A 24,128-nucleotide genomic window follows, 5' to 3' on the forward strand; every position below is an offset into this window, starting at 1 on the left:
AGGTTCTACCTCAGCTTCAACGTGGCAAGACCGATCAACACGAGGATCACGGTGATAATCCAGAAGCGGACGATCACGCGAGGCTCGGGCCAGCCCTTGAGTTCAAAGTGGTGATGAATCGGCGCCATGCGGAACACCCGCTTGCCGGTCAACTTGAAGGACGCTACCTGGATCACCACGGACAGGGTTTCCATCACGAACACACCGCCCATGATGAACAGCACGATTTCCTGACGCACGATCACCGCGATGGTGCCCAGTGCCGCGCCCAGCGCCAGTGCGCCGACGTCACCCATGAACACTTGTGCCGGGTAGGTGTTGAACCACAGAAATCCGAGACCGGCGCCAATCAGCGCACCGCAGAATACGATCAACTCACCGGCGCCCGGGACATACGGGATCAGCAGGTAGTCGGCAAATTTCACGTTGCCCGACAGGTAGCAGAAGATACCCAGCGCACCGCCCACCATCACGGTCGGCATGATCGCCAGGCCATCCAGGCCGTCAGTCAGGTTGACCGCGTTGCTGGACCCGACGATCACGAAGTAGGTCAGTACAACAAAGCCGATACCCAGCGGGATACTGGCGTCCTTGAGGATGGGCAGGATCAGGGTGGTTTCGACTGCGCTTGGTGCCGTCACGTACAGGAAGATCGCTGCACCCAGACCAAACACCGACTGCCAGAAATACTTCCAGCGGCTCGGAAGGCCCCGGGAGTTTTTCTCGATGACCTTGCGATAGTCATCGACCCAGCCAATGGCGCCGAACAGCAGGGTCACGATCATCACGACCCACACATAACGGTTGCTCAGGTCAGCCCACAACAGGGTACTGACAGTGATCGCAGACAGAATCAACGCGCCACCCATGGTCGGGGTGCCGGATTTGGACAAATGGGATTGCGGGCCGTCGTTACGGACCGATTGGCCGATCTGACGGTTTTGCAGGGTGCGGATCATCCACGGCCCCAGGCACAGCGACAAGGTCAGCGCGGTCAGCACCCCGAAAATCCCCCGCAGGGACAGGTACTGGAAGACCGCGAAGCCTTTGTAGAACTGTTGCAGATACTCCGCTAGCAGCAGCAGCATTAATGTTTCTCCCCGCTGGAACCGCACAAAGCCGCAACGACGTTTTCCATCGCAGCGCTGCGCGAGCCCTTGATCAAAATAGTGGTGTTTGTTTCGTGCTCAGCGCGAAGCGCCTTGATCAGGTCAGCCTGATTGGCGAAGTGACGAGCCTGGTGTCCAAATGCTGTGACGGCATGAGCCATCATGGGTCCCACCGCATAGAGCGCTGAAACTTTGTCGGCGGCATAAGCGCCTACTTCACGATGTCCTTGCTCCGCCCACTCACCCAGTTCGCCAATATCTCCGAGCACCAGGACGGTGCGGCCGGAAAAGGCGGCGAGTATATCAACGGCAGCGCACATTGAGGTGGGGTTTGCGTTGTAAGTGTCATCAATAATTCGCAGGCCATCAGCGGTCAGTTGCGCAACCGCGCGACCTTTGACCGGCAACACGGCTTCAAGGCCGGTTTTGATGCCAAACAACGAGATACCCAGGGCATGGGCAGCCGCTGCGGCCGCCAATGCGTTGGCCACGTTATGGTTGCCCAGCAGGTTGAGTTGAACCGGTTCGCCCCCCAGTGGACTGTGCAACTTGAAGCCCGGGCAACCCCGTGGGTCACGGGTCAGATCGCTGGCATGGAAGTCGGCCTGGGGGTTTTCCAGGGCAAAACTCAGCACTTTGCGCCCCGCTGCACGGCTCTTCCAGATGGCGAATGCCTTGTCATCCAGGTTCAGTACAGCGATACCGTCAGCATCCAGGCCTTCAATGATCTCGCCCTTGGCTTCAACGATTTTTTCCGGACCGCCAAACTCGCCCACATGGGCTGTGCCGGCATTGTTGAGCACGGCAACATGAGGTTTGGTCAAGGCCACGCTGTAGGCGATTTCGCCAACACGCGAAGCGCCCAGCTCAATGACTGCAGCCGTATGTTCGGTGCTCAGTTCAAGCAGCGTCAGCGGCACACCCAGATCGTTGTTCAGGTTACCTTTGGTCGCCAGTACCGGACCACGGGTACGCAGAATGCAGGCGAGCATTTCCTTGACGGTGGTCTTGCCACTGGAGCCGGTAATGGCCGCAACCGGTTTGTCAAAGCCGGCACGATTGAGCGCGCCCAACTGACCCAGCGCTTCTCGCGTGTCTTTGACCACCAGCTGAGGCAGTGCCGACTCAGGCACTTCGCGCTCGACCAGGGCGGCAACGGCGCCCTTGGCAGCCACTTCATTCAAATAATCGTGACCATCAAAGCGTGGACCGGTCAGGGCAATAAACAGCTGCCCCCTGGTAATTGCACGACTGTCGATGCTGACGCCATTGAAGCGGCAGTCCGCTTCAACCAGGCGCCCCTGCAGGGCAGTAGCCACTTCACTCAGCAACAGAGGCTTAAGCATGGGCAGCCTCCCAGGTATTCAGGGCTTTCTCGGCTTCTACCAGGTCAGAAAAATCATGGCGTTCGCCGTTGATTTCCTGATAGTCCTCATGGCCTTTACCGGCCAGCACGATCACGTCTTCGGCGCTGGCAGCGGCGATCAATTGAGCAATGGCATCACCGCGACCAGCGACAAAGGTGACGCTTTGTGGCGCGGTAAAACCAACACGAATGTCATCAAAGATCTGCGCGGGCGCTTCTGAGCGCGGGTTGTCGTCTGTGACCAACACACCGTCAGCCAAACGCTCAACCACTTGCGCCATCAATGGACGCTTGCCGCGATCTCGATCGCCGCCGCAGCCGAACAGGCACAGCAATTTGCCTTTGGCGTGCGGGCGCAGAGCCAGCAATACTTTTTCCAGAGCATCCGGGGTATGGGCGTAGTCGACCACCACCAGCGGTTTGGTGCCGCCGCCCAGGCGCTGCATGCGCCCGACCGGACCTTCAAGTTTCGGCAGCACGGCCAGAATTTCATCCAGCGCGTAATCCAGACCCAGCAAGGCACCTACAGCGGCCAGTACGTTGCTCAGGTTGAAGCGCCCGAGCAAGGAACTGCGCAGTAGGTGCTCGCCTTGGGCCGTCACCACGGTGGCGCGAACGCCGTCGTCATCGAAGGTCGCATCGCGGCAATACAGCGTGGCACTGCTGTCTTCAAGGCTATAAGTGATCAGGCGCGAACCGTGCTTTTCAGCGGCCAGCTGGCGACCGAACTCATCATCCAGGTTCAGTACGCGGCAACGCAGGTCCGACCAGGCAAACAGCTTGGCCTTGGCAGCGGCATAAGCCTCCATTGTGCCGTGGTAATCCAGGTGATCACGGGACAGGTTGGTCAGCACGGCAACGTCGAACGCCAATGCGCTGACACGCCCCTGATCCAGGCCATGGGAGGAAACTTCCATCGCGACAGCCTTGGCACCGGCCTTTTTCAGGTCGGCCAACATGGCCTGAACGGCAATAGGGTCTGGCGTGGTGTGGCGACCGCTTTGCAGCGCGCCATAAAAACCCGTGCCCAGCGTACCGACGATGCCGCAGTGCTGGCCCAGCAGGTCCAGTGCTTGCGCTACCAACTGGGTGACGCTGGTTTTACCGTTGGTGCCGGTCACGCCAACCAGATTGAGGTGACGGCTCGGCTCACCATAAAAGCGCCCGGCGATATCAGATAGCTGAGCCGCCAGACCTTTGACCGGAATCAGTGGAACAGAAGTGATTGGCAGTACATCTGCCCCCTCTACTTCATAGGCAACGGCAGCTGCGCCGCGTTTCAACGCGTCAGCGATATGTTCACGACCATCGAGCTTGCCGCCGGGTACCGCAAGGAACAGATCACCTGCGCGTACATTGCGACTGTCGAGAGTCAATTCACGAATCAGCAGATCGTGGCCGGCGTGAGGAAAAATCTTGTTCAGGCTCAGGGACATTAGCCGCGCCCTCCTTTGGCTGCTGCCGCAGCAGCGGCTGCTTGTTGCTCCGCTGCCGTCGGCAGGTTATCCGGGGTCACGTTCATCAGACGCAGAGTGCCGGACATGACTTTGCTGAATACCGGAGCGGAAACCAGACCACCGAAGTAGCCCGCCTTGCTCGGTTCATCGATCACTACAACGATCGCGTAACGCGGGTCGCTCATGGGGCCGAAGCCGGCGAACAGGGAACGATAAGAGTTCACTGCGTAGCCTTTGACGCCGCCGGAAGATGTTTTACGCGCTGTACCCGACTTGCCGCCAACGTGATACGCCGGCACCTTGGCACGCCATACACCGCGAGGGTTTTCGATCACTTCCTGGAGCATGCCCTGCACCGTTTTGGCGACTTGTTCGGGCATGACTTGAGTCGCATCTACAGGCTTGTCCTTGTCAGTCTTGAGCAGGGTCAGCGGGGCAAGCTTGCCGTTGTTGGCCAATGCCGAAAACGCGTGAACCAGCTGGATAGCGGTGACGGACACGCCGTAGCCGTAAGACAGGGTCGCGGTTTCAGCCTTGCGCCACTCGCGGTAGTTGGGCAGGTTGCCGACACGCTCACCCGGGAAACCCAGGCCGGTGTCTTGCCCCAGGCCCATCTTGGCCATCTGGCGGAAGATCGCTTCGCCACCGATATCGAAGGCAACCTTACTCATGCCCACGTTACTGGAGTTGATCAGGATGCCGGTCAGGTCGAGGACCGGACCTTCGGAACGGGATACGTCACGAATGGTGTACTTGCCCAACTGCAGGGTGCCCGGATAAACCTCTACCTTGTCGGTAGGCTTCCAGCGCCCGGTTTCCAGCGCAGCACTCATGGAGATCGGCTTGACCGTCGAGCCCGGCTCGAACACATCGATCATGGCGCGGTTACGCATCATCGCCGGTTGCAGGTTGCGACGGTTGTTGGGGTTGTAGGTGGGCTGGTTGACCATGGCCAGAATCTCGCCGGTCTTCACATCCATGATCACCAGGCTGCCAGCCTTGGCGCCGTTCTCGACCAGCGCATTGCGCAGTTCGCGGTTGGCCAGATACTGCAGGCGCAGGTCAATCGACAACGCCAAGGTCTTACCTGCCTTGGCGTTTTTAGTCACTTGCACGTCTTTGATCAGACGCCCGCGCCTGTCCTTGATCACTTGCCGCTTGCCCGGAACCCCGGCCAGCCACTCGTCATAGGCCAGCTCGACGCCTTCACGACCTTTATCGTCGATATCGGTAAAGCCGACCATGTGCGCCGTCACTTCACCGGCAGGGTAAAAGCGGCGGAACTCTTCAATGCCATAAACACCCGGCACCTTGAGGTCGAGCACAACCTGGCCCTGCTCTGGGGTCAGGCCCCGAACCAGATAGATAAATTCTTTATTGGCTTGCTGCTCCAGGCGCGCCGTCAGCACTTTGGGGTCTTGCCCAAGCGCGTGCGCCAAGGCTGGCCAACGGTCTTTGGCAACCTGCATTTCCTTGGCGTTGGCCCACAGGGTCGTCACCGGCGTACTCACGGCCAGCGGCTCACCATTGCGGTCGGTAATCAGGCCACGGTGTGCAGGAATCGGGATATGCCGCAGGCTGCGAGCATCGCCCTGCCCCTTGAGGAAGTCATGGTCGATCACTTGCAGGTAAACGATCTGGCACGCGATCGCGCCTACCAGCAGTGCCAGCAATGCCAGCACCACACGAAAACGCCACGGGTAGAGCGCGCCTTCGAGTTTGATCATGGCGCCACCATTCGAACTTCTGCTGCGCCTGGAATGCGCATTTTCAGTTGTTCGCTGGCCAATGACTCGATACGGCTATGGGCGGTCCAGGTGCTTTGTTCGAGAATCAAACGCCCCCATTCTGCCTGCGCCTTGTCCCGCACACTCAGCTCCCCGTACAGGGTGTTGAGCAACTGACGGTTCCAGTGGGCACTGTAAGAAACGCCCACAGCCGAAACCAGCACGCCAAGAAATAGCAGCAGCATGAAAAAACTTCCGCCGGGAAGTGGTTTGGCGAAGAGCTTGTTCAACGAAGCTTCTCCGCGACGCGCATTACAGCGCTGCGCGAACGTGGATTGGCTTTGAGTTCGGCATCGGACGCGGTCTGGGCCTTGCCGTGAATTTTGATTTTCGGAACAAAAGCGACGTGCTGAACGGGCAAGCCGCGCGGCAGGTTGTCAGGCTCGCCCTTGACCAGTTTGCGCATGAACAATTTGACGATACGGTCTTCCAGGGAGTGAAAGCTGATCACCACCAGACGGCCGCCGATTGCCAGGGACTCCAATGCAGCCTCAAGGCCAGCCTCAAGGTCACCCAGTTCGTTGTTCACGTGAATACGCAAACCCTGGAAGGTACGGGTTGCAGGGTGCTTGCCCTTTTCCCAGGCCGGATTGGCCACTTTCAAGACTTCAGCCAGATCACCGGTGCGCTCAAACGGCTTGATGTCTCGACGCTCTACCACCGCGCGAGCCATACGACCGGAAAAGCGCTCTTCGCCATATTCCTTGAATACGCGGGCAATTTCTTCCTGGGATGCCGTGTTGACGAACTCGGCAGCGCTGATGCCGCGGTCCGGGTCCATACGCATGTCCAGCGGGCCGTCATTCATGAAGCTGAAACCGCGCTCCGGATCATCAAGCTGAGGCGAAGACACGCCCAGGTCGAGCAGTACACCGTCGACCTTGCCGGCCAGACCGCGATCGGCAATTTCGGATCCCATTTCAGCAAAACTACGCTGCACAATAACAAAGCGGCCGTCTTCGGCCGCTAGCGCTTGCCCTGTGGCAATCGCCTGTGGATCTTTATCGAACCCGAGCAATTGCCCCTCGGGGCCCAGCTTCTGGAGTATCAGGCGGCTATGTCCGCCGCGACCGAAGGTGCCATCCAGATAGCATCCATCAGGACGTACGGCGAGAGCCTCTACGGCTTCGTCAAGCAGTACGGTGATGTGGTTGAAGCCGCTATCTATAGTCACAGGATTAAATCACGCAGTTCGTCAGGCATCGCGCCCGGTTGTTGAATGGCTGCAAGGTCAGCGGCAGAAACAGCTTCCCAGGCATCCTCGTCCCACAGTTGAAACTTGTTTAGCTGGCCTACCAACATCGCGCGCTTATCCAACTTGGCATATTCACGCAAACGTGGTGGCACCAGAAAACGACCGCTGCCATCGAGCTCAAGATCGACGGCGTTACCAATCAACAGACGTTGCAAACGGCGGTTTTCTTCACGCAACGAAGGCAGCGCCCGAAGCTTGGTTTCAATCAATTCCCACTCATCAAGCGGGTACACACACAAGCAGGGATCTACCGCATCAATGGTCACGATCAATTGCCCGGAACTTCGCGAAATCAGCTCGTCACGGTACCGACTCGGCATTGCGAGACGGCCCTTGGCATCGAGACTGATTGCGTTGGCTCCGCGAAACACTGATCGCATCTCCAAATATTAGCGTTTTACGTCTAGAAAACCCACTTTATGCCACTTTCCACCACTTATGCACACTATAGGAATGCGCCCACCACACCGTCAAGGAGCGGTCCACAGGAAAAGCCTTACATAACTGAGATTTAGGAGGGTAAATAGACGTAGAACAGTAAGCGGAGAGGTATTTTGACTAACGACGCGCTGCAAATTCAAAGCCCTGGACTTCAAACTTAAAGTAGTTTGTTAAGAGCAAGAGCTTTTCTGCATTACGTCGGAAAATTGTCTTACGAAAAATAGCGGGGGATAAACCGATTGCGAGTGTAGCAATCTGCTTGCAGGGCAAGCAGAAGAGAAAAAAGGTGGAGAGTCGATCTGTAAGCCGGGTTCTGTCGTGAACAGTCATTCGTCTACGATGGCCATCACTGGACATCTTTAGCAACCTACCCGGTCCCAGCGCGGGCCACGCCTTGGGACCCTATTTGGTCTTGCTCCAAGTGGGGTTTACCTAGCCACGAACTGTTGCCAGTCGTGCGGTGCGCTCTTACCGCACCTTTTCACCCTTACCGGCGCCGAAGCGCTTAGGCGGTTATTTTCTGTGGCACTTTCCGTAGGCTCACGCCTCCCAGGCATTACCTGGCACTTCGCCCTATGGAGCCCGGACTTTCCTCCCCCCCCTAATTTTCATAGAGGGCAGCGACTGTCCAATCGACTCTCCGGCGCGAAGATTAACTGTACAGAGCGTATAGAACAAGCGTTAAACGCCGCAAGGCAGGCTGAATTGCCTGAGTTGCGGCCTTTAGTCACGGGGCAATACATACAAAGATATCAAAACGCCATCACCCGATATCAATTGTTACTCCGCTTTCTGCTTTTCAAGTGCAACTTGGTACAAGACGTTTTTGCGTTCACCGGTTATTTCAGCGGCAAGTGCAGCCGCACGCTTGAGTGGCATTTCTTTAAGCAGCAAGTCGAGAATACGCATCGCCTCGCTACTGACCACTTCATCTGTTTCTGGCGCTGTCCAGCCGGCAACCAGAACTACGCACTCGCCGCGCTGCTGATTAGTGTCGCCTTCAACAAATGCACGCAACTCGGACAGGGGCAAACCCTTGAGTGTTTCGAACGTTTTAGTCAACTCGCGCGCCAGCAATGCCGGGCGCTCTGGCCCGAATACCAGCTCAAGATCTTGCAGGCACTCAAGAATGCGGTGCGGCGCTTCGTAAAAGATCAGCGTGCGGGGTTCTTCCTTCAGCAACTCCAGACGCGAACGACGTCCGACAGCCTTGGCAGGCAGGAACCCTTCAAAAATAAAGCGATCAGAAGGCAGCCCTGCCGCAGACAGGGCCGCGATCAAGGCGCAGGCACCCGGTACAGGCACAACCTTGACCCCCGCCGCTCGCGCCTGACGCACCAGGTGATAACCCGGGTCGGAGATCAGCGGCGTACCCGCATCAGAAATCAGTGCAACATCTTCACCGGCCAGCAAACGCTGGATAAAGCGGCTGCCCTCATCACGTTCGTTGTGCTCGTGACAGGCGCCCAGCGGCGTTGAAATACCAAAATGCTGCAGCAGGCGCAGGGAGTGGCGCGTGTCTTCGGCCGCAATCAGTGACACGTCACGCAATACCTTGAGCGCACGCGCACTGATGTCGTCCAGGTTACCGATGGGCGTGGCCACCACATAAAGTGAGCCAAGAACGGAATTCAAATCACCTGGAGCAGTCAAAACGCACACCTCATAAGAGTTAAAGGCTCCATTGTAGCGCGTAGAGCCCTCTTGAACGCACCCACCCTGCAGGCCGCAGAACGCCATGCAGGCAAACTTTCACCTGCACAACGTACAGATCACATCTAAATTCAGGCTTTATTGCCTCTAACATCGCGCCCCGGCCAGTGCTTGGGTACACTTCCCCACTCATTTGATCGAGTATCAGGAACACTACATGATCGCTTGCCTGCGGCTGTTCACTGCCCTCTGCCTCGCTGCCCTGTTGGCGGCTTGCGCCAGCTCGCCCTCGTCCAGCCTTGGCGAACTTCCACGGACCCCGGACGCCAGTCTCGAGCAGTTGCTCCAGCAGGCATCCGAAACCACCAATCCGGAAAAGGCCGCCCTGTTGCGCCTTTCGGCAGCCGACCTCGCCCAGCGCCAGCAGAATACTGCGCGTGCAGCGCAAATTTTGGCTCTGGTGCCAATGGATCAACTCAAGCCTGCCCAGCAAGTGTTTGCCAGCACGCTGGCAGCCGAGCTGGCGATGAGCCGCAATGACCACAAGTCCGCGCTGGCCGCCTTGAACCACCCAAGCCTGTCGATCCTGGGCCAGCTGCCAGCCGACCTGCAGGTGCGCACGCATACCGTCCACGCCCTCGCCCTCGAAGCCGACGGCCAAACGCTGGCAGCCGCACGCGAACGTACAGCAATGAGCCCGAACCTGACCGGCGACGCTGCCAATAGCAACAATGAAGCCATTTGGGCACTGGTGGCCGCCTTGCCGGTCGATCAGTTGCACGCGCAAAACAACGACGTGCTGGGTGGCTGGATGTCCCTGGCCCTGGCCATCAAGAGCGCGGGCACCCTGCAGGATCAGCAGAACGCCATTGATCAGTGGCGCGCGCAGAACCCAGCTCACCCTGCCGCCATCCAGTTGCCAGCCCCCCTGATCAAGCTCAAGGAACTGGCCAGCCAACCCCTGACCAAAATTGCCTTGCTACTGCCGCAGGACGGCCAGCTGGCCTCCGTGAGCAAAGCGCTGCGCGACGGCTTTATGGCTGCGCACTATCAGGCCCAGCAAGCAGGGCAAAACCCGCCAAGCATTCAGTTCTACAACAGCTCGCGCCTGACGTCCCTGGACGAGTTCTATCGCCAGGCACAAGCCGACGGCGTGCAACTGGTCGTTGGACCACTGGAAAAAAACCTGGTCAAACAACTCAGTGCTCGCCCGCAATTACCGATCACGACGCTGGCCCTGAACTATAACGAGGGCGCTCAAGGCCCGGCGCAACTGTTCCAGTTTGGTCTGGCAGCGGAAGATGAAGCCCGCGAAGTGGCTCGACGCGCACGCGCCGACGGCCTGACCCGTGCTGGCGCCATGGTGCCAGTCGGCGAATGGGGCGACCGGGTGCTCAAGGCGTTCCGCCAGGAGTGGGAAGCACACGGCGGCACCATTGTCGGCACGGAACACATCGACAAGCCCGTAGCACTGGCCCAGCAAGTCGCCGACCTGGTGCAATTGCGCAAAGGCGGCGGCTCCGCACAACCGACGCGCCGCCAGGACATGGAGTTCATCTTCCTGGCCGCAACCCCTCAGCAGGCACAGCAGATCAAACCAACCCTGAACTACCAGTACGCCGGTGATCTCCCGGTTTACGCGACTTCCCACGTATTCAGCGCCAGTGGCGACCAGAACCAGTACAACGACATGAACGGCATCCGTTTTTGTGAAACACCCTGGTTGCTCGATACAACCAACCCGCTGCGCCAACAAGTCACCGCACAATGGCCACAAGCGGGTGGCAGCCTGGGGCGCCTGTACGCGATGGGCATCGACGCCTATCGCCTGGCACCGAGCCTGGGGCAGTTAAAAGCACTGCCCGACACCCGGATTGACGGCTTGTCCGGCAGCCTGAGCATGAGCCCGGCACAGCGTGTCGAGCGTCGGCTGCCGTGGGCCGAGTTCGTCAATGGCCAGCCTCAACGCCTGCCTGCTACTCCCAACTGATGCCCGAGCGCTCAAGCCAAGACATTGGCAAGGATGCCGAGCGCATGGCGCTACGGCATCTTGAGCAACAGGGTTTGCGCCTGCTGGCGCAAAACTGGTCATGCAAGCGCGGCGAGCTGGATCTGGTCATGCTTGACGGCGATACAGTAGTATTCGTCGAAGTTCGTTACCGACAACACGCGCAATGGGGTGGCGCACTGGCCAGCATTGACGCACGCAAACGTCAAAAGCTGATACTTGCCGCCCAGCATTTTTTGCAGCGCCAGGCACGCTGGGCCGATCACCCGTGCCGGTTTGACGTGGTGACAATGGACAGCGCAACACCCCAATTGAACTGGCTACGGAATGCCTTTGACAGCCAATAACGCTGCCAGACCGATTCCAGCACCCTTTTTTAAACGATTTTGCTTTGCTTTGCTGGCTGCACATTCTTGTGCCGGGAAGTCACTCAGGAACACCTGGATCACGCCCGACCAGCCGCCCTACTTAAGGTCACATAGATGGACATGCAATCCCGTATTCGCCAGCTTTTCCAAGCCAGCATCGACACCAAGCAGCAGGCGATGGAAGTGCTTGCCCCCCACATCGAGCAAGCCAGCCAGGTCATGGTCAATGCCCTGCTCAATGAGGGCAAAATGCTTTCGTGCGGCAATGGCGGATCGGCAGGTGACGCCCAGCACTTTTCGTCCGAACTGCTCAACCGCTTCGAGCGAGAGCGCCCGAGCCTGCCGGCCATTGCACTGACCACCGACTCGTCGACGATCACCTCGATCGCCAACGATTACAGCTTCAACGAGATTTTCTCCAAGCAGATCCGCGCACTCGGCCAACCTGGCGATGTGCTGCTGGCCATTTCCACCAGCGGCAACTCGGCCAATATCATCCAGGCCATTCAAGCCGCCCACGATCGCGAGATGATCGTCGTCGCGATGACTGGCCGTGATGGCGGCGGCATGGCCTCACTGCTGCTGCCCGAGGACGTGGAGATTCGCGTACCTTCCAATGTCACAGCACGAATTCAAGAAGTCCACCTGCTGGCGATCCACTGCTTGTGCGATCTGATCGACAGCCAACTGTTCGGGAGTGAAGAATGACTTTTAATCGCCTTGGCCTGATAGCCCTGACCCTGTGTCTTGGTCTGACTGCCGGTTGCAGTTCGGTACTGACCGCCACCCGCGACAAGCCAATTGAGGATGATCGCGGCACCCGCACCTTCGGCAGCAAAATCGATGACTCCCTGATTGAAACCAAAGTCGCCGTGAACGTGGCCAAGGCCAACCCGGACCTGGACACCGGCTCGCATATCGTTGTCACCAGCTACAACGGCATCGTGCTGCTGGCCGGCCAGACCCCGCGCGCAGACCTCAAGGCCCAGGCCGAACAAGCTGCCGCCGCCGTTCAACGCGTGAAGAAGGTCAACAACGAACTGCAAGTCATGGCACCGTCATCGATCCTTGCGCGCAACAACGACGCCTGGCTGACCACCAAGATCAAGACCCAGATGCTGACCGACAACGCGATTCCTGGCTCACGGATCAAAATCGTCACGGAAAACGGTATCGTCTACATGCTAGGCCTCGTGACCAAGCAGGAAGCAGCCCGCGCCACCAGTCTGGTACAAGGTGTTTCCGGAGTGCAGAAAATCGTCAAACTGTTCGAGTACATCGACTGACAGCTCCCAACTGCCAGACACAAAAAAGGCGACCTTCTCAGGTCGCCTTTTTTATCACTTCACCACTTTCAGGCTTGGCCGGCCCGTAGGACGCGGCGGCTCGGTGCCTGGCGGCGACCCATCGTCATCCGGCTCAACCTCGTCATCAGCCTCAAGAGGCTCTTCCAGGTCGAACACCATGCCCTGGCCGTTCTCGCGGGCGTAAACGCCCAGGATTGCTGCAATAGGCACGTACAACGTATGAGGTACGCCACCAAAACGCCCTTCAAAGCTTACTGCTTCGTTGTCCATGTGCAATTGACGCACGGCGGTTGGCGAAACATTCAGGACAATCTGCCCGTCACTGGCAAAACCCGCAGGCACTTGCACCTTCGGGTAGTCAGAGTTAACCAGCATGTGCGGAGTGCAGTCGTTATCAACGATCCACTCATAGAGCGCACGCACCAGATAAGGTCGACTTGAATTCATCGAGGGCTCCTAAAGCCTTAGCGCATGTCGCGTTCGACACCAGACAAACTCGCCTGGAAAGCCTCACGCGCAAATTGGCGCTCCATATAGTCGAGCAGCGGCTTGGCTGGCCGCGGCAATTCAATACCCAAAACAGGCAAGCGCCAGAGTATCGGCAATAGGCAGCAGTCGACCAGACTTTGCTCATCACTGAGGAAAAAAGGTTTGTCGGCAAACAATGCAGAAACACCCGTCAAGCTCTCGCGCAATTCCTTGCGGGCCTGTACACGCGCAGGCTCCTTGGTCCGTGAATCAAGGATCAAATCAACCAACGCACACCAGTCACGCTGAATACGATGAATCAGCAGACGGCTATTGGCCCGAGCCACCGGATAAACCGGCAACAGCGGCGGATGCGGGTAACGCTCATCCAGATATTCCATCACCACAGTCGACTCCCACAACGCCAGGTCACGATCGACCAGGGTTGGCAGGCTGCCGTAAGGGTTCACTTCGATCAGCTTCGGCGGCTGACGGCCCGCCTCCACACTGATGATCTCGGCGCTGACACCTTTCTCTGCGAGCACAATGCGTACTCGATGGGAATAGTGGTCGGCGGGGTCGGAGTAACAGGCCAACCGATTGGTCACGCCCATGGCGGTCCTCCTCGCTTGTTGAAATTATCGGGAGCGGAAAAACGAACGCGCCCAAGGAACGCCTCTGATAACCGCAGAACCTGGGCAAGCCGGGTCGTTGGACCCCGCTTGCCACCCGTCCTGCACTGTTACCTTTTCAGAGACACCCTCGGGCGCGCACGATTAACAGCATTGCGTGTAACTATATCAGTGCACATCCTTCCAGTATTCGCGCTTGAGCAGATAAGCGAACACAAAGAGGAAGGCTAGGTAGATCAGCACGTAAGTACCGATGCGCTGATGCTCCAGCTTCACCGGGTTGGCTGAATAGGCCAGGAAGGTCACAAGGTTCTTGATCTTCTCATCGAACTGCTCTTCAGTCAGTGCGCCGGTTTTTGGCAGCACTGTCAGTTGGTCGCACGCTTCATGCGTCAAAGGCGTGCCGGTGAGCGGATCATACTGCTTCTTGCCGTCTTCGACGATCTGTACTTGCTTGCAACCCACAACCTGACGACCTTGCAGCGGCGCCAGAACGTTAGGCATACCCACGTTCGGGAAGACCTTGTTGTTCACACCCCAAGGGCGAGACGGGTCTTCGTAGAAAGCGCGCAGGTAGCTGTAAAGCCAGTCAGTACCACGGACACGGGCTACGAGCGTCAGGTCTGGCGGTGCAGCACCGAACCAGGCCTTGGCATCAGCAGGCTGCATGCCGATGTTCATGTGGTCGCCAATCTTGGCACCGGTGAACACCAGATTGTCGAGCATGACGTCATGGGGAATCCCCAGGTCGTCCGCCACGCGCTCGTAACGCTGGAACTTGGCACTGTGACAGCCCATGCAGTAGTTGGCGAACGTGCGCGCGCCATCCTGCATGGCAGCCTTGTCAGAAACATCGATGTCGACCTTGTCGAGCTGCACACCTTGTTCAGCCGCAAAGGAGAACACAGGCATAACTGCGAGCATCAATACAGCAAATAGCTTTTTCATCAGCCAGTCACCCTTTCCGGAACCGGTTTGGTCTTCTCAAGCCTGGTGTAGAACGGCATCAGAATGAAGTAGGCGAAGTACAGGAACGTACACACCTGCGACAGCAGCGTGCGACCCGGGGTCGGTGCCAATACACCCAGCACACCCAGAATCACGAAGGAGATGCAGAACACCCACAGCCACACCTTGCTCATCCAGCCCTTGTAGCGCATGGATTTAACAGGGCTGCGGTCAAGCCACGGCAGCACGAACAGCATTGCAATCGCGGCGCCCATGGCAATCACGCCAAGCAGCTTGTCCGGAATTGCACGCAAGATCGCGTAGAACGGCGTGAAGTACCAGACAGGGGCAATGTGCTCCGGCGTTTTAAAGGCGTTAGCCTGTTCAAAGTTCGGTTTTTCCAGGAAGTAACCACCCATTTCCGGGAAGAAGAACACAATCGAGCAGAAGATGAACAGGAACACCACGACGCCGACGATATCTTTCACGGTGTAGTACGGATGGAAGGGAATGCCGTCCAGCGGTATGCCGTTTTCGTCTTTGTGCTTCTTGATGTCCACACCGTCCGGGTTGTTGGACCCGACTTCGTGCAACGCCAGAATGTGCAGTACCACCAGCCCCAGAATCACGATCGGCAAGGCCACTACGTGCAAGGCGAAGAAGCGGTTCAGGGTAATCCCGGAGATCAGGTAGTCACCACGAATCCACTGAGTCAGGTCGTTGCCGATAACCGGAATCGCACCAAACAGCGAAATGATCACCTGGGCGCCCCAGTAGGACATTTGACCCCAAGGCAACAAATAACCCATGAAGGCTTCTGCCATCAGGGCCAGGTAAATCATCATGCCGAACAGCCACACCAGCTCACGGGGCTTCTGATACGAGCCGTAGAGCAAGCCGCGGAACATGTGCAGATAGACGACAACAAAGAACGCCGATGCACCTGTTGAGTGCAAATAACGCAAGATGGAGCCGTATTCGACGTCACGCATGATGTATTCGACAGAAGCAAAGGCCTCTTCTGCCGACGGCGTGTAACTCATGGTCAGCCACACGCCGGTCACGATCTGGTTAACCAGAACTAGCAATGCGAGGGAGCCAAAGAAATAGAAGAAGTTGAAGTTCTTCGGGGCGTAATACTTGCTGAGGTGGTCTTCCCACATCTTGGTGGCAGGGAAGCGGGCATCTACCCAATCCATGAACTTGCTCATTACGCGTTCTCCCCATCGAGGCCAACGACAACAATGTTGTCCGACTCATAATAGTAGGGCGGTACTGGCAGGTTCAGCGGAGCTGGCTGCGACTTGTAAACGCGGCCGGCCAGATCATAGTGCGAACCATGACAAGGGCAGAAATATCCACCTACCCAATCCTTGCCAAGATCAACAGGCGCGACCTCAGGACGGAACGTAGGCGAGCAACCCAAGTGGGTGCAAATACCGATCAACAACAGAATTTCTGGTTTGATCGACCGCAACTCCGGATTCACATAAGCAGGCTGATCAGATTGCTTGGAATCAGGGTCAGCAAGCTGCCCTTCAATCTTCTTCAGATTTGCCAGGATTTCCTCGGTGCGACGTACGATGAATACTGGCTGACCACGCCATTCAGCAATCATTTGCTGACCTGGCTCGACCTTTGCAATATTCACTTTCACCGGTGCGCCAGCGGCTTTCGCCTTGGCACTGGGAAACCACGACCCCACGAACGGGACCGCCGCCCCCACCGCTCCTGCAGCACCCACCACGGATGTGGCTGCTACGAGGAAGCGACGCCGGCCGACATTTACGCCGTCATTGCTCATTCAGTCCTCTCCCATCAGCTTTGTGGCCTGTTAAATCAGGCATCTACTAAATTTGCATCTGAACTTATAAAAATTTTGCAGAATGGTAATGAAAAGCCCCTACTCTGACAAGGTAATTACCGCTCTCGGGCGGCTACAAGCCTTGTAGTATAGGCGTTTGCTGGATGTGGCAAGTTGTCACACCAATAATTCATCACCCATAAAAAAAGCCCAGCTCCGAAGGAGACTGGGCTTTTTTGAACGAAGCTGCGAATTAACGCTTCGAGTACTGCGGACGCTTACGCGCTTTACGCAGACCGACTTTCTTACGTTCAACTTCACGAGCATCGCGAGTTACGAAGCCAGCTTTGCGCAGAGCGCCACGCAGGGTTTCGTCGTACTGCATCAGTGCGCGAGTGATACCGTGGCGGATTGCGCCAGCTTGACCACTTACACCACCACCGATCACGGTGACGTAGATGTCGAATTTCTCGACAGTCTCAGTCAGTTCCAACGGCTGACGAACTACCATGCGGGCAGTTTCGCGACCGAAGAAATTCTCCAGAGTGCGGTTGTTGATCGAGATGTTACCGGTACCTGGACGCAGGAAAACGCGTGCAGTTGCGGTTTTACGACGGCCAGTGCCGTAGTTTTGAGTCGCCGACATAATGAACTATTCCGTTAAAACTTCAGTTCTTGGGGCTGCTGAGCAGTATGAGGGTGAGCAGCGCCCGCATAGACTTTCAGCTTACGGTACATGTCGCGACCCAGTGGGTTTTTAGGCAGCATGCCTTTAACCGCGGTCTCGATCACGCGCTCAGGAGCTTTGGCGATCAGCTTTTCGAAGTTGATCGACTTAATCCCGCCCGGGAAACCGGAGTGAGAGTAGTACATTTTGTCAGTGGTTTTAGCACCAGTGACACGGATCTGCTCAGCATTGATAACAACGATGTAGTCACCGGTGTCAACGTGCGGAGTGTATTCCGGCTTGTGCTTGCCACGCAGACGGCTCGCGATCTCGGTGGCCAGACGACCCAGGGTCTGACCAGCAGCGTCGACGACAAACCAGTCGCGCTTTACTGTTTCTGGTTTAGCAGTAAAAGTTTTCATTCTTTATAGCCTCAGGGGCCGCCCTGTAAATTAGACGGCAGATCTTACTGAATAGTGCGTACTTTGACAAGTCAAAGGCAGCCGGATACAGACGCTATCGGGGGCTCGGGTCAGCGCGTCCGTTCAACGGCAAGATTCTTCGGCAGGCGGCGCATCACTTCCACTGCAGAAAGAGGTCGGCAATTATCCAGATTGCGCAAAAAATTACAACCTGCTTTTATGTTTGTTTACCCGAAGGAGCACCCGATGGACTACCGCAAGCTAGGCCGAACCGATCTGAAAGTAAGCGAAATCGCCCTCGGAACCATGACCTGGGGCGAGCAGAACACCCAGGCTGAAGCCTTCGAGCAAATCGAATACGCAAAAAATGCCGGCATCAATTTCATCGACACCGCCGAGATGTATCCGGTGCCGCCAAAGGCCGAAACCTACGCCAGCACCGAGCGCTACATCGGCAACTGGTTCAAGGAACGCGGGGATCGCGCCGACTGGGTGCTGGCGAGCAAGATCGCCGGTCCCGGCAACGGTATCGATTACATCCGCGACGGCAACCTCAAACACAACCGCACCCACATCGTGCAAGCCCTGGACGCCAGCCTCAAACGCCTGCAAACCGACTGGATAGACCTCTACCAGTTGCACTGGCCCGAGCGCAGCACCAACTTTTTCGGCCAGCTTGGCTACAAGCACAACGCCGACGAGGATTTCACACCGCTGGAGGACACCCTCCAGGCGCTGGACGAGCAGGTCAAGGCCGGCAAGATCCGCCACATAGGCCTGTCCAACGAAACGCCGTGGGCCACCATGAAGCTCCTGCAACTGGCCGAGAGCCGTGGCTGGCCACGTGCGGTATCGATCCAGAACCCCTACAACCTGCTCAACCGCAGCTTTGAAGTGGGCCTGGCGGAAATTGCCATTCGCGAACAGTGCGGCCTGCTTGCCTACTCGCCCCTGGCGTTCGGCATGCTGTCGGGCAAGTACAGTGGCGGCGCCCAACCGCCAAAAGGTCGCCTGAGCCTCTACAGCCGCTTCTCGCGCTATTCAAACCCGCAAGCGGTGGCTGCCAGTGAGCGCTACGTGGCTCTGGCCCGCGAACACGGTCTGGATCCGGCACAAATGGCACTGGCCTACGTCACCCAGCAACCGTTCGTCACCAGCAACATCATTGGGGCGACGACGCTGGAGCAGTTGCGAAGCAATATCGCCAGCCACGACCTGAAATTGTCGGATGAGGTGCTGGCGGGCATCGAAGCGATTCACAAGGACCAGCCAAACCCGGCGCCTTGATCAAAAAATATCCTGTAGCCGCTGCCGCAGGCTGCGATGGGTTGCGCAGCAGCCCCAAATGAAGGCCCTTCGGGCCTTATCGCAGCCTACGGCAGCGGCTACAGGTTTCTTCCTTGACCTCCCCCCTAGACACACAGGAAAAAAAATAAGACGATCCAGCCGTAAGTTGACCAATTTCACCTATAAGAATAATCAAAATATGTCTATGTCTAATCAACTCTCAACGCCCTTGCGGCGCGTCAGCATCCTGGCCATCGATCGGGTATTCGCCTCGACCCTGATGCATGCCAAGGACTTTTTTCATCTCGCCAGCCTGCGTCATGGCAAGCAATTGGGCCGCGGCCTTACCCCCACCTTCGAGACGCGGCTGGTGAGCCCCGACGGCAAACCCGCAGTCAGCTTCAGCAATGTAGTGCTCCCCGTCGATGGCGGCCTGGAAGACTCCGACATCATCATCCTCCCGGCTTTCGGGGAAGACTTCGACACAATCTGCCAGCGTTACCCGCAAGTCCTGCCGTGGCTGCGCGAGCAGCATGCTCGCGGCGCAGTCCTGTGCGCAGAGGCCACCGGGGTATTCTGGCTCGCAGAAGCCGGGCTGCTGGATGGCAAGGAAGCAACCACGTACTGGCGCTTTTTCGACACGTTTGCCCAGCGCTACCCTGAGGTTCACCTCAATCAGGACAAGCACCTCACTGACGCAGACAATCTCTACTGCGCTGGCGGGCCGACCTCTGCCTGCGACCTTTACATCTACATGATCGAACGTTTCTGCGGCGCCAACATTGCCCAGGCCGTGGCCCGCGACATTCTTTACGAGGTGCAGCGCAACTACACCCCCGGACGCATTGGCTTTGGCGGCCAGAAGCTGCACCAGGACGTGATCATTCTGCAAATCCAGCAATGGCTCGAAGACCACTTTGCCGACAAGTTTCGCTTTGAAGACGTCGCTCGCGATCATGGCATGAGCATCCGCAACTTCATGCGCCGCTTTCAGCTGGCCACGGGTGACAAACCCCTGCACTACCTGCAACGCCTGCGCATAGAAACGGCCAAGGGACTGCTTTCGGCCTCGCGCAAAAGCATCAAGACCATCAGCTACGACGTGGGCTATGACGACGCGAGTTTCTTTGCGCGACTGTTTCGCCAGCACACTGAGTTGTCACCGAACCAATATCGGCAACAGTTCCTGCAGGCGGGCGTAAAACAGGTGGCTTGAATTCCAGGTGACGGGCTTGATAGCCCGATGCTGAAGACGCCTTCCGGGTTCTTGAGAGCAAAAAAAAGGCCTGCAATGCAGGCCTTTTTTTCGACTAGGGTTTGTGCGCCCTGGTCAGGTATTCGTGAGACTGCATTTCCAGCAAACGGCTGAGGGTACGCTGGAACTCGAAGTTCAGGCGCCCGCCGGTGTACAAGTCCTTGAGTTCGACTTCAGCCGAGATGATCAGCTTGACGTTGCGATCATAGAACTCGTCGACCATGTTGATAAAGCGTCGGGCGATGTCGTCGGTTTTAACGTCCATCTGCTCCACACCGCTGATGATCACAGCGTTGAAGATTTTACCCAGCTCGATGTAGTCATTCTGGCTACGCGGGCCGTCGCACAACTCGCGAAAATCGAACCAGGCCACGTCATCGCAAGTGCGAAGGGCGCGAATGGTACGGTTTTCGATGATCAGGTCATCGCCTTCAATCGCCCGGGTAGAGTTGTGCGTCAGCGCCTTGAAGCTCTCGCGCAAACTTTTCTCGGAAGCCTCGTCCAGCGGAAAGTGAAACAGTTCGGCCTGCTCCAGATGACGCAGACGGTAGTCGACGCCGCTGTCGACGTTGACGATCTCGGTGTTCTGCTTGATCAGTGCAATGGCAGGCAAGAAGCGCGCGCGCTGCAAGCCGTCCTTGTACAAACCGTCCGGCACGATGTTCGACGTCGCAACCAGGGTAACGCCGTTTTTGAACAGCTCTTCCATCAAGGTGCCAAGAATCATTGCATCGGTAATGTCCGACACAAAGAATTCGTCAAAGCAGATCACCCGTGCTTCATCCGAGAAGCGCTTGGCAATGATGGTCAACGGGTTCTTTTCGCCATTGAGGGTACGCATCTCTTCGTGCACGCGCTTCATGAAGCGGTGGAAGTGAGTACGCATCTTCTGCTTGAACGGCAACGCGTCGAAGAACGTGTCGACCAGATACGTCTTGCCCCGGCCTACGCCACCCCAGAAGTAGATGCCCTTGACCGGCGTAAGCTCTTTTTTGCCGAACAGCTTGCCGAACAGGCCCGGCTTGCTTTGGGAAGCCGCCACCAGGTCGTCGTACAGGCGCTGCAGATGGCGCACGGCGTTTTCCTGTGCGGCATCGTGAAAGAAGTCCGGGCGTTTCAGATCAACTTGATATCGTTCTAGAGGCGTCATAATTCGTTAGCAAGGCAACAAAAACGGGCCGACACTGTAGCGACGGCCCTTGGGAATGGCAATCAAACCTGAGACGAAACGTCGCACTTTCTCAGTCTTGCGCGGGCAGCAGTGCCACTCGCAGTGCTTCGATTGCCCCATCACGTGACGAACTGTCTGCAAACGCCGGGCTGTCGGCCACACAGGCGTCGTCCAGCCAGACGCTGAAGCTCAGCTCATCAGTGCGCACATCCAGCGGTTCACCGGATTGCAACTGCTTGGTCACCTGACCCGCGGCTTTGCCATCGGCAAAACTGCGTGACAGCAACAATTGCTCGCCATCTGCGGCCAGCAGGCGGAAACGGAAACTGCCGTCTTCGTCGCGAAAGCTTACAAAGCGCGGGCCCTTGACGGCTTTCTTTTTGCTGGCGGTGGCGGTCTGAGCCACGCTGACAAATGAACGCAGACCCACCGCCTCACGCAGTTGCTCAAGGAATGGACTCGCGGTTTTACGGGCTTTTTGCGCGCCAGCCAGAAGAATGTCTTCCATATCGGCAGGTCGCGACATCAAGTCATGATAACGCTCGCGGGACTCACCCAGTTCGGCGTCCAGCTGCTTGAACAGGCGCTCTTTCGCCTCGCCCCAGCCCAGGCCCTGCAACAGCTCGCTGCGCAACTCTGCCGCCTGCTCAGGCGTGGAGAATGCCTGGTACAGGGTGAACAGGTGCGAGTTGTCCGGATCTTTCGGCTCGCCCGGCGCACGGGAGTCGGTAACGATGCGCGAAATAGCGCTTTTCATGTCTTTGGCGCTGCTGAACAACGGAATGGTGTTGTCGTAGCTTTTGGACATCTTGCGACCATCAAGGCCCGGCAAGGTGGCCACGCTTTCTTCGATCAGCGCTTCAGGCATGGCGAAAAACTCTTTGCCATTGCCGAACAGATGGTTAAAGCGCTGGCCAATGTCACGGGCCATTTCAACGTGCTGGATCTGATCACGACCGACCGGCACCTTGTTGGCGTTGAACATCAGGATGTCCGCCGCCATCAACACCGGATAGCTGTACAGCCCCATGGTGATGCCCGCATCCGGGTCTTCGCCATTTTCCAGGTTCTTGTCGACCGAAGCCTTGTAGGCATGGGCACGGTTGAGCAGGCCTTTGGCAGCGACGCAGGTCAGCAGCCAGGTCAGCTCCGGGATTTCCGGGATATCTGACTGGCGATAGAACGTTACACGATCAACATCAAGACCGGCAGCCAGCCAGGTCGCAGCGATTTCCTGACGCGAGCGCTGGATGCGCAGCGGGTCATCGCATTTGATCAGGGCGTGGTAGTCGGCCAGAAAGTAGAACGAGTCGGCATTGAGATCGCGGCTGGCCACGATCGCAGGGCGAATGGCCCCGGCGTAGTTGCCCAGGTGCGGCGTACCGGTGGTGGTGATACCGGTGAGGATACGAGTACGAGAGGTCATGGGTAATCGCTTATCAGGCTGCAATCAATTCGAAAGGCGTGGCGCTACCAACTCTTTGAGCTCGGGCAGCTTGCCGTGAAAAAAGTGTCCGCATTCTGCCACTTTCAGCAGCTCATGGGGGCGCGACAGGTGGTTTGACCAGTTATAGACCAACTGCGGATCAATCACTTCGTCGGCTTCAGGCTGGATAACCGTCAAGGGACACCCTTGCGGCAAGGGGTAGTCGTCACGCAAACGCGAGACCGCTGTAGCGATCATGAACAGATGCGACAGCTTTTCGCCCTCGGCCTCAAGTCGCCCGCCCAGGCTGGCCGCGACAAAGCCGCCAAACGAAAAACCGATCAGGGTGATGGGCAATTCAGGGTGTTTGGCGCGCAACCAATGAGCCGCAGCCAGTGCGTCGTCGATTTCGCCAGTGCCCATATCGTGACTGCCAGCGCTCGCGCCGACACCACGGTAATTAAATCGCAAGGTAATCAGGCCAGCATCACGGGCAGTGCGTTGCAGGGTCGAAACCACTTTATTCATCATCGTTCCGCCCTGCACCGGATTAGGGTGGCACAGCAGCGCAAGGCCCCTTGGCTCAGCAGAATCAAGGTACAAGGCTTCCAGTTGGCCGACCGGGCCATCAATTACTACGGGGGTTTCGCGGGTAAGCAAGAAGGAACTCCGTGACCTCAAATTGGGTCGACTCGTCTAGCTGATAGATTCTGTCTGACATATTTGCGAGTGCATCGCGGTATACAGCGCAGGTCCGAGCCGTTAACGTAAAGCAAAGCCGTTTATAGAGGAAGGACTCGTGGAACACTCGCTCTTGATTTGGTTGTTGCCGACTCTAGCCCTGGTTGCCGGTGTCGCCATTGGTTTTCTGGTTGCCCGTCTGTTGCCAAATGCCGTGCCTAACCGCACGCAGCGTCAGCTGGACGACATCCAGGAACGTTTTGACAGTTACCAAAGTGAAGTGGTTACCCACTTCAACACCACCGCCAATCTGGTGAAAAAGCTCACCCAGAGCTATCAGGAAGTGCAAGAACACCTCGCCGAGGGCGCCAACCGTCTGGCCCTGGACGAGCAAACTCGCCAACGCCTGCTGGCTGCTTTGCACTCCGATGTGCCACAACCGCATCGCGAGCGCATCACCCCGCCGCACAGCACCGAGCCGCCATTGGATTACGCCCCAAAAAGCCCCAACGGCCCGGGCATGCTCGATGAGCATTACGGTCTGAAAAAGTAAACATTGCGCTCAATAAAAAGCCCCGCGATCTGCAAGGATCGCGGGGCTTTTTTTGTACGGCTT

25 protein-coding genes and 1 other RNA gene are annotated in these 24,128 nt (G+C 57.5%); 7 read left to right on the forward strand and 19 right to left on the reverse strand.

The window, feature by feature from the left end; translation table 11 throughout:
• Positions 1 to 5: 5 nt before the first annotated feature.
• The 9 genes from mraY to rsmI form a co-directional block, all read right to left on the reverse strand.
• Positions 6 to 1,088: a phospho-N-acetylmuramoyl-pentapeptide-transferase gene (gene mraY, locus KO536_RS02015; protein WP_133078920.1), complete on the reverse strand. Its 1,083-nt coding sequence runs from the start codon at positions 1,086 to 1,088 to the stop codon at positions 6 to 8.
• Entirely contained in the window at positions 1,088 to 2,455 is a 1,368-nt protein-coding gene (murF, locus tag KO536_RS02020) for a UDP-N-acetylmuramoyl-tripeptide--D-alanyl-D-alanine ligase (RefSeq protein WP_219260912.1), read from the reverse strand. Before murF ends, mraY begins: the two co-directional genes overlap by 1 nt.
• Entirely contained in the window at positions 2,448 to 3,911 is a 1,464-nt protein-coding gene (locus tag KO536_RS02025) for a UDP-N-acetylmuramoyl-L-alanyl-D-glutamate--2,6-diaminopimelate ligase (RefSeq protein WP_133078918.1), read from the reverse strand. The genes murF and KO536_RS02025 overlap by 8 nt, the downstream gene beginning before the upstream one ends.
• Positions 3,911 to 5,659, reverse strand: coding sequence for a penicillin-binding protein 2 (locus tag KO536_RS02030; RefSeq protein WP_133078917.1), 1,749 nt, complete (start codon positions 5,657 to 5,659; stop codon positions 3,911 to 3,913). The genes KO536_RS02025 and KO536_RS02030 overlap by 1 nt, the downstream gene beginning before the upstream one ends.
• On the reverse strand, positions 5,656 to 5,949 hold the full coding sequence (gene ftsL / locus KO536_RS02035; RefSeq protein WP_133078916.1) for a cell division protein FtsL: 294 nt from the start codon (positions 5,947 to 5,949) through the stop codon (positions 5,656 to 5,658). Before ftsL ends, KO536_RS02030 begins: the two co-directional genes overlap by 4 nt.
• Complete coding sequence (rsmH, locus tag KO536_RS02040; RefSeq protein WP_019823810.1) at positions 5,946 to 6,893, reverse strand: 16S rRNA (cytosine(1402)-N(4))-methyltransferase RsmH; 948 nt, start codon at positions 6,891 to 6,893, stop codon at positions 5,946 to 5,948. The genes ftsL and rsmH overlap by 4 nt, the downstream gene beginning before the upstream one ends.
• Positions 6,890 to 7,345, reverse strand: a complete 456-nt coding sequence (gene mraZ, locus KO536_RS02045) for a division/cell wall cluster transcriptional repressor MraZ (RefSeq protein ID WP_019408593.1) — start codon at positions 7,343 to 7,345, stop codon at positions 6,890 to 6,892. The genes rsmH and mraZ overlap by 4 nt, the downstream gene beginning before the upstream one ends.
• A gap of 356 nt (positions 7,346 to 7,701) precedes the next feature.
• An RNA gene (gene rnpB / locus KO536_RS02050) (RNase P RNA component class A) lies at positions 7,702 to 8,055 on the reverse strand.
• Positions 8,056 to 8,195: 140 nt separating this feature from the next.
• Positions 8,196 to 9,077 carry a 16S rRNA (cytidine(1402)-2'-O)-methyltransferase gene (gene rsmI, locus KO536_RS02055; RefSeq protein ID WP_374105684.1) on the reverse strand — a complete coding sequence of 294 codons (882 nt, stop codon included), beginning with the start codon at positions 9,075 to 9,077 and terminating at the stop codon, positions 8,196 to 8,198.
• A 208-nt stretch (positions 9,078 to 9,285) separates the two neighbouring features.
• Between rsmI and KO536_RS02060 the strand changes: the two genes are divergently transcribed.
• The 4 genes from KO536_RS02060 to KO536_RS02075 all read left to right on the forward strand — a co-directional run bounded on the left by KO536_RS02060 (position 9,286) and on the right by KO536_RS02075 (position 12,730).
• The gene (locus tag KO536_RS02060; RefSeq protein WP_219260913.1) at positions 9,286 to 11,058 is read left to right on the forward strand and encodes a penicillin-binding protein activator; all 1,773 of its coding nucleotides are present in this window, start codon (positions 9,286 to 9,288) and stop codon (positions 11,056 to 11,058) included.
• Entirely contained in the window at positions 11,058 to 11,423 is a 366-nt protein-coding gene (locus tag KO536_RS02065; RefSeq protein ID WP_133078944.1) for a YraN family protein, read from the forward strand. Before KO536_RS02060 ends, KO536_RS02065 begins: the two co-directional genes overlap by 1 nt.
• A gap of 135 nt (positions 11,424 to 11,558) precedes the next feature.
• Positions 11,559 to 12,152: a phosphoheptose isomerase gene (locus tag KO536_RS02070; RefSeq protein ID WP_019408589.1), complete on the forward strand. Its 594-nt coding sequence runs from the start codon at positions 11,559 to 11,561 to the stop codon at positions 12,150 to 12,152.
• On the forward strand, positions 12,149 to 12,730 hold the full coding sequence (locus tag KO536_RS02075) for a BON domain-containing protein (protein ID WP_133078914.1): 582 nt from the start codon (positions 12,149 to 12,151) through the stop codon (positions 12,728 to 12,730). The genes KO536_RS02070 and KO536_RS02075 overlap by 4 nt, the downstream gene beginning before the upstream one ends.
• A 54-nt stretch (positions 12,731 to 12,784) precedes the next feature.
• Here the strand turns inward: KO536_RS02075 and KO536_RS02080 are convergent, their stop codons facing one another.
• From KO536_RS02080 to rplM, 7 genes are all read right to left on the reverse strand, one after another.
• The gene (locus tag KO536_RS02080) at positions 12,785 to 13,198 is read right to left on the reverse strand and encodes a ClpXP protease specificity-enhancing factor (RefSeq protein ID WP_219260914.1); all 414 of its coding nucleotides are present in this window, start codon (positions 13,196 to 13,198) and stop codon (positions 12,785 to 12,787) included.
• 17 nt (positions 13,199 to 13,215) lie between these two features.
• The gene (locus KO536_RS02085) at positions 13,216 to 13,833 is read right to left on the reverse strand and encodes a glutathione S-transferase N-terminal domain-containing protein (RefSeq protein ID WP_016779514.1); all 618 of its coding nucleotides are present in this window, start codon (positions 13,831 to 13,833) and stop codon (positions 13,216 to 13,218) included.
• Between the two features lie 186 nt (positions 13,834 to 14,019).
• The gene (locus KO536_RS02090; protein WP_019823826.1) at positions 14,020 to 14,799 is read right to left on the reverse strand and encodes a cytochrome c1; all 780 of its coding nucleotides are present in this window, start codon (positions 14,797 to 14,799) and stop codon (positions 14,020 to 14,022) included.
• Entirely contained in the window at positions 14,799 to 16,010 is a 1,212-nt protein-coding gene (locus KO536_RS02095) for a cytochrome bc complex cytochrome b subunit (protein WP_019823828.1), read from the reverse strand. The genes KO536_RS02090 and KO536_RS02095 overlap by 1 nt, the downstream gene beginning before the upstream one ends.
• Complete coding sequence (petA, locus tag KO536_RS02100; RefSeq protein ID WP_019823829.1) at positions 16,010 to 16,603, reverse strand: ubiquinol-cytochrome c reductase iron-sulfur subunit; 594 nt, start codon at positions 16,601 to 16,603, stop codon at positions 16,010 to 16,012. Before petA ends, KO536_RS02095 begins: the two co-directional genes overlap by 1 nt.
• Before the next feature lie 253 nt (positions 16,604 to 16,856).
• A complete protein-coding gene (gene rpsI, locus KO536_RS02105) occupies positions 16,857 to 17,249 on the reverse strand; it encodes a 30S ribosomal protein S9 (RefSeq protein ID WP_003216038.1) in 393 nt (130 codons plus the stop codon).
• 14 nt (positions 17,250 to 17,263) lie between these two features.
• Positions 17,264 to 17,692 (reverse strand): 50S ribosomal protein L13, encoded by a 429-nt coding sequence (rplM, locus tag KO536_RS02110; protein ID WP_007917032.1) that lies wholly within the window; start codon positions 17,690 to 17,692, stop codon positions 17,264 to 17,266.
• Positions 17,693 to 17,938: 246 nt separating this feature from the next.
• On the opposite strand from rplM, the gene KO536_RS02115 reads away from it, so the two are divergent.
• Both KO536_RS02115 and KO536_RS02120 read left to right on the forward strand, forming a co-directional pair.
• A complete protein-coding gene (locus KO536_RS02115; protein WP_219260916.1) occupies positions 17,939 to 18,979 on the forward strand; it encodes an NADP(H)-dependent aldo-keto reductase in 1,041 nt (346 codons plus the stop codon).
• Positions 18,980 to 19,259: 280 nt separating this feature from the next.
• Positions 19,260 to 20,195, forward strand: coding sequence for a GlxA family transcriptional regulator (locus KO536_RS02120; protein WP_219261008.1), 936 nt, complete (start codon positions 19,260 to 19,262; stop codon positions 20,193 to 20,195).
• A 94-nt stretch (positions 20,196 to 20,289) separates the two neighbouring features.
• Here the strand turns inward: KO536_RS02120 and zapE are convergent, their stop codons facing one another.
• From zapE to KO536_RS02135, 3 genes are all read right to left on the reverse strand, one after another.
• Positions 20,290 to 21,384, reverse strand: coding sequence for a cell division protein ZapE (gene zapE, locus KO536_RS02125; protein ID WP_133078910.1), 1,095 nt, complete (start codon positions 21,382 to 21,384; stop codon positions 20,290 to 20,292).
• A gap of 91 nt (positions 21,385 to 21,475) precedes the next feature.
• Positions 21,476 to 22,831 carry a tryptophan--tRNA ligase gene (locus KO536_RS02130; RefSeq protein WP_133078909.1) on the reverse strand — a complete coding sequence of 452 codons (1,356 nt, stop codon included), beginning with the start codon at positions 22,829 to 22,831 and terminating at the stop codon, positions 21,476 to 21,478.
• 24 nt (positions 22,832 to 22,855) lie between these two features.
• Entirely contained in the window at positions 22,856 to 23,491 is a 636-nt protein-coding gene (locus KO536_RS02135) for an alpha/beta hydrolase (protein WP_133078908.1), read from the reverse strand.
• A gap of 139 nt (positions 23,492 to 23,630) precedes the next feature.
• Here KO536_RS02135 and KO536_RS02140 point away from each other — a divergent pair, with 139 nt between their 5' ends.
• Positions 23,631 to 24,065, forward strand: a complete 435-nt coding sequence (locus KO536_RS02140; protein WP_133078907.1) for a ZapG family protein — start codon at positions 23,631 to 23,633, stop codon at positions 24,063 to 24,065.
• The last annotated feature ends 63 nt before the right edge of the window (positions 24,066 to 24,128 follow it).

It is taken from the genome of Pseudomonas sp. NKUCC02_KPG, from assembly GCF_019345465.1.
Taxonomy (GTDB): domain Bacteria; phylum Pseudomonadota; class Gammaproteobacteria; order Pseudomonadales; family Pseudomonadaceae; genus Aquipseudomonas.

Coding starts and splice junctions, on each gene's coding strand:
- KO536_RS02030 (WP_133078917.1), bottom strand. CDS start 5,659: ATGATCAAACTCGAAGGCGCGCTCTACCCGTGGCGTTTTCGTGTGGTG.
- KO536_RS02085 (WP_016779514.1), bottom strand. CDS start 13,833: ATGGGCGTGACCAATCGGTTGGCCTGTTACTCCGACCCCGCCGACCAC.
- KO536_RS02095 (WP_019823828.1), bottom strand. CDS start 16,010: ATGAGCAAGTTCATGGATTGGGTAGATGCCCGCTTCCCTGCCACCAAG.
- petA (WP_019823829.1), bottom strand. CDS start 16,603: ATGAGCAATGACGGCGTAAATGTCGGCCGGCGTCGCTTCCTCGTAGCA.
- KO536_RS02070 (WP_019408589.1), top strand. CDS start 11,559: ATGGACATGCAATCCCGTATTCGCCAGCTTTTCCAAGCCAGCATCGAC.
- KO536_RS02130 (WP_133078909.1), bottom strand. CDS start 22,831: ATGACCTCTCGTACTCGTATCCTCACCGGTATCACCACCACCGGTACG.
- murF (WP_219260912.1), bottom strand. CDS start 2,455: ATGCTTAAGCCTCTGTTGCTGAGTGAAGTGGCTACTGCCCTGCAGGGG.
- KO536_RS02025 (WP_133078918.1), bottom strand. CDS start 3,911: ATGTCCCTGAGCCTGAACAAGATTTTTCCTCACGCCGGCCACGATCTG.
- mraY (WP_133078920.1), bottom strand. CDS start 1,088: ATGCTGCTGCTGCTAGCGGAGTATCTGCAACAGTTCTACAAAGGCTTC.
- KO536_RS02080 (WP_219260914.1), bottom strand. CDS start 13,198: ATGAATTCAAGTCGACCTTATCTGGTGCGTGCGCTCTATGAGTGGATC.
- KO536_RS02115 (WP_219260916.1), top strand. CDS start 17,939: ATGGACTACCGCAAGCTAGGCCGAACCGATCTGAAAGTAAGCGAAATC.
- KO536_RS02075 (WP_133078914.1), top strand. CDS start 12,149: ATGACTTTTAATCGCCTTGGCCTGATAGCCCTGACCCTGTGTCTTGGT.
- KO536_RS02060 (WP_219260913.1), top strand. CDS start 9,286: ATGATCGCTTGCCTGCGGCTGTTCACTGCCCTCTGCCTCGCTGCCCTG.
- KO536_RS02065 (WP_133078944.1), top strand. CDS start 11,058: ATGCCCGAGCGCTCAAGCCAAGACATTGGCAAGGATGCCGAGCGCATG.
- zapE (WP_133078910.1), bottom strand. CDS start 21,384: ATGACGCCTCTAGAACGATATCAAGTTGATCTGAAACGCCCGGACTTC.
- rpsI (WP_003216038.1), bottom strand. CDS start 17,249: ATGTCGGCGACTCAAAACTACGGCACTGGCCGTCGTAAAACCGCAACT.
- rplM (WP_007917032.1), bottom strand. CDS start 17,692: ATGAAAACTTTTACTGCTAAACCAGAAACAGTAAAGCGCGACTGGTTT.
- KO536_RS02090 (WP_019823826.1), bottom strand. CDS start 14,799: ATGAAAAAGCTATTTGCTGTATTGATGCTCGCAGTTATGCCTGTGTTC.
- KO536_RS02120 (WP_219261008.1), top strand. CDS start 19,260: ATGCATGCCAAGGACTTTTTTCATCTCGCCAGCCTGCGTCATGGCAAG.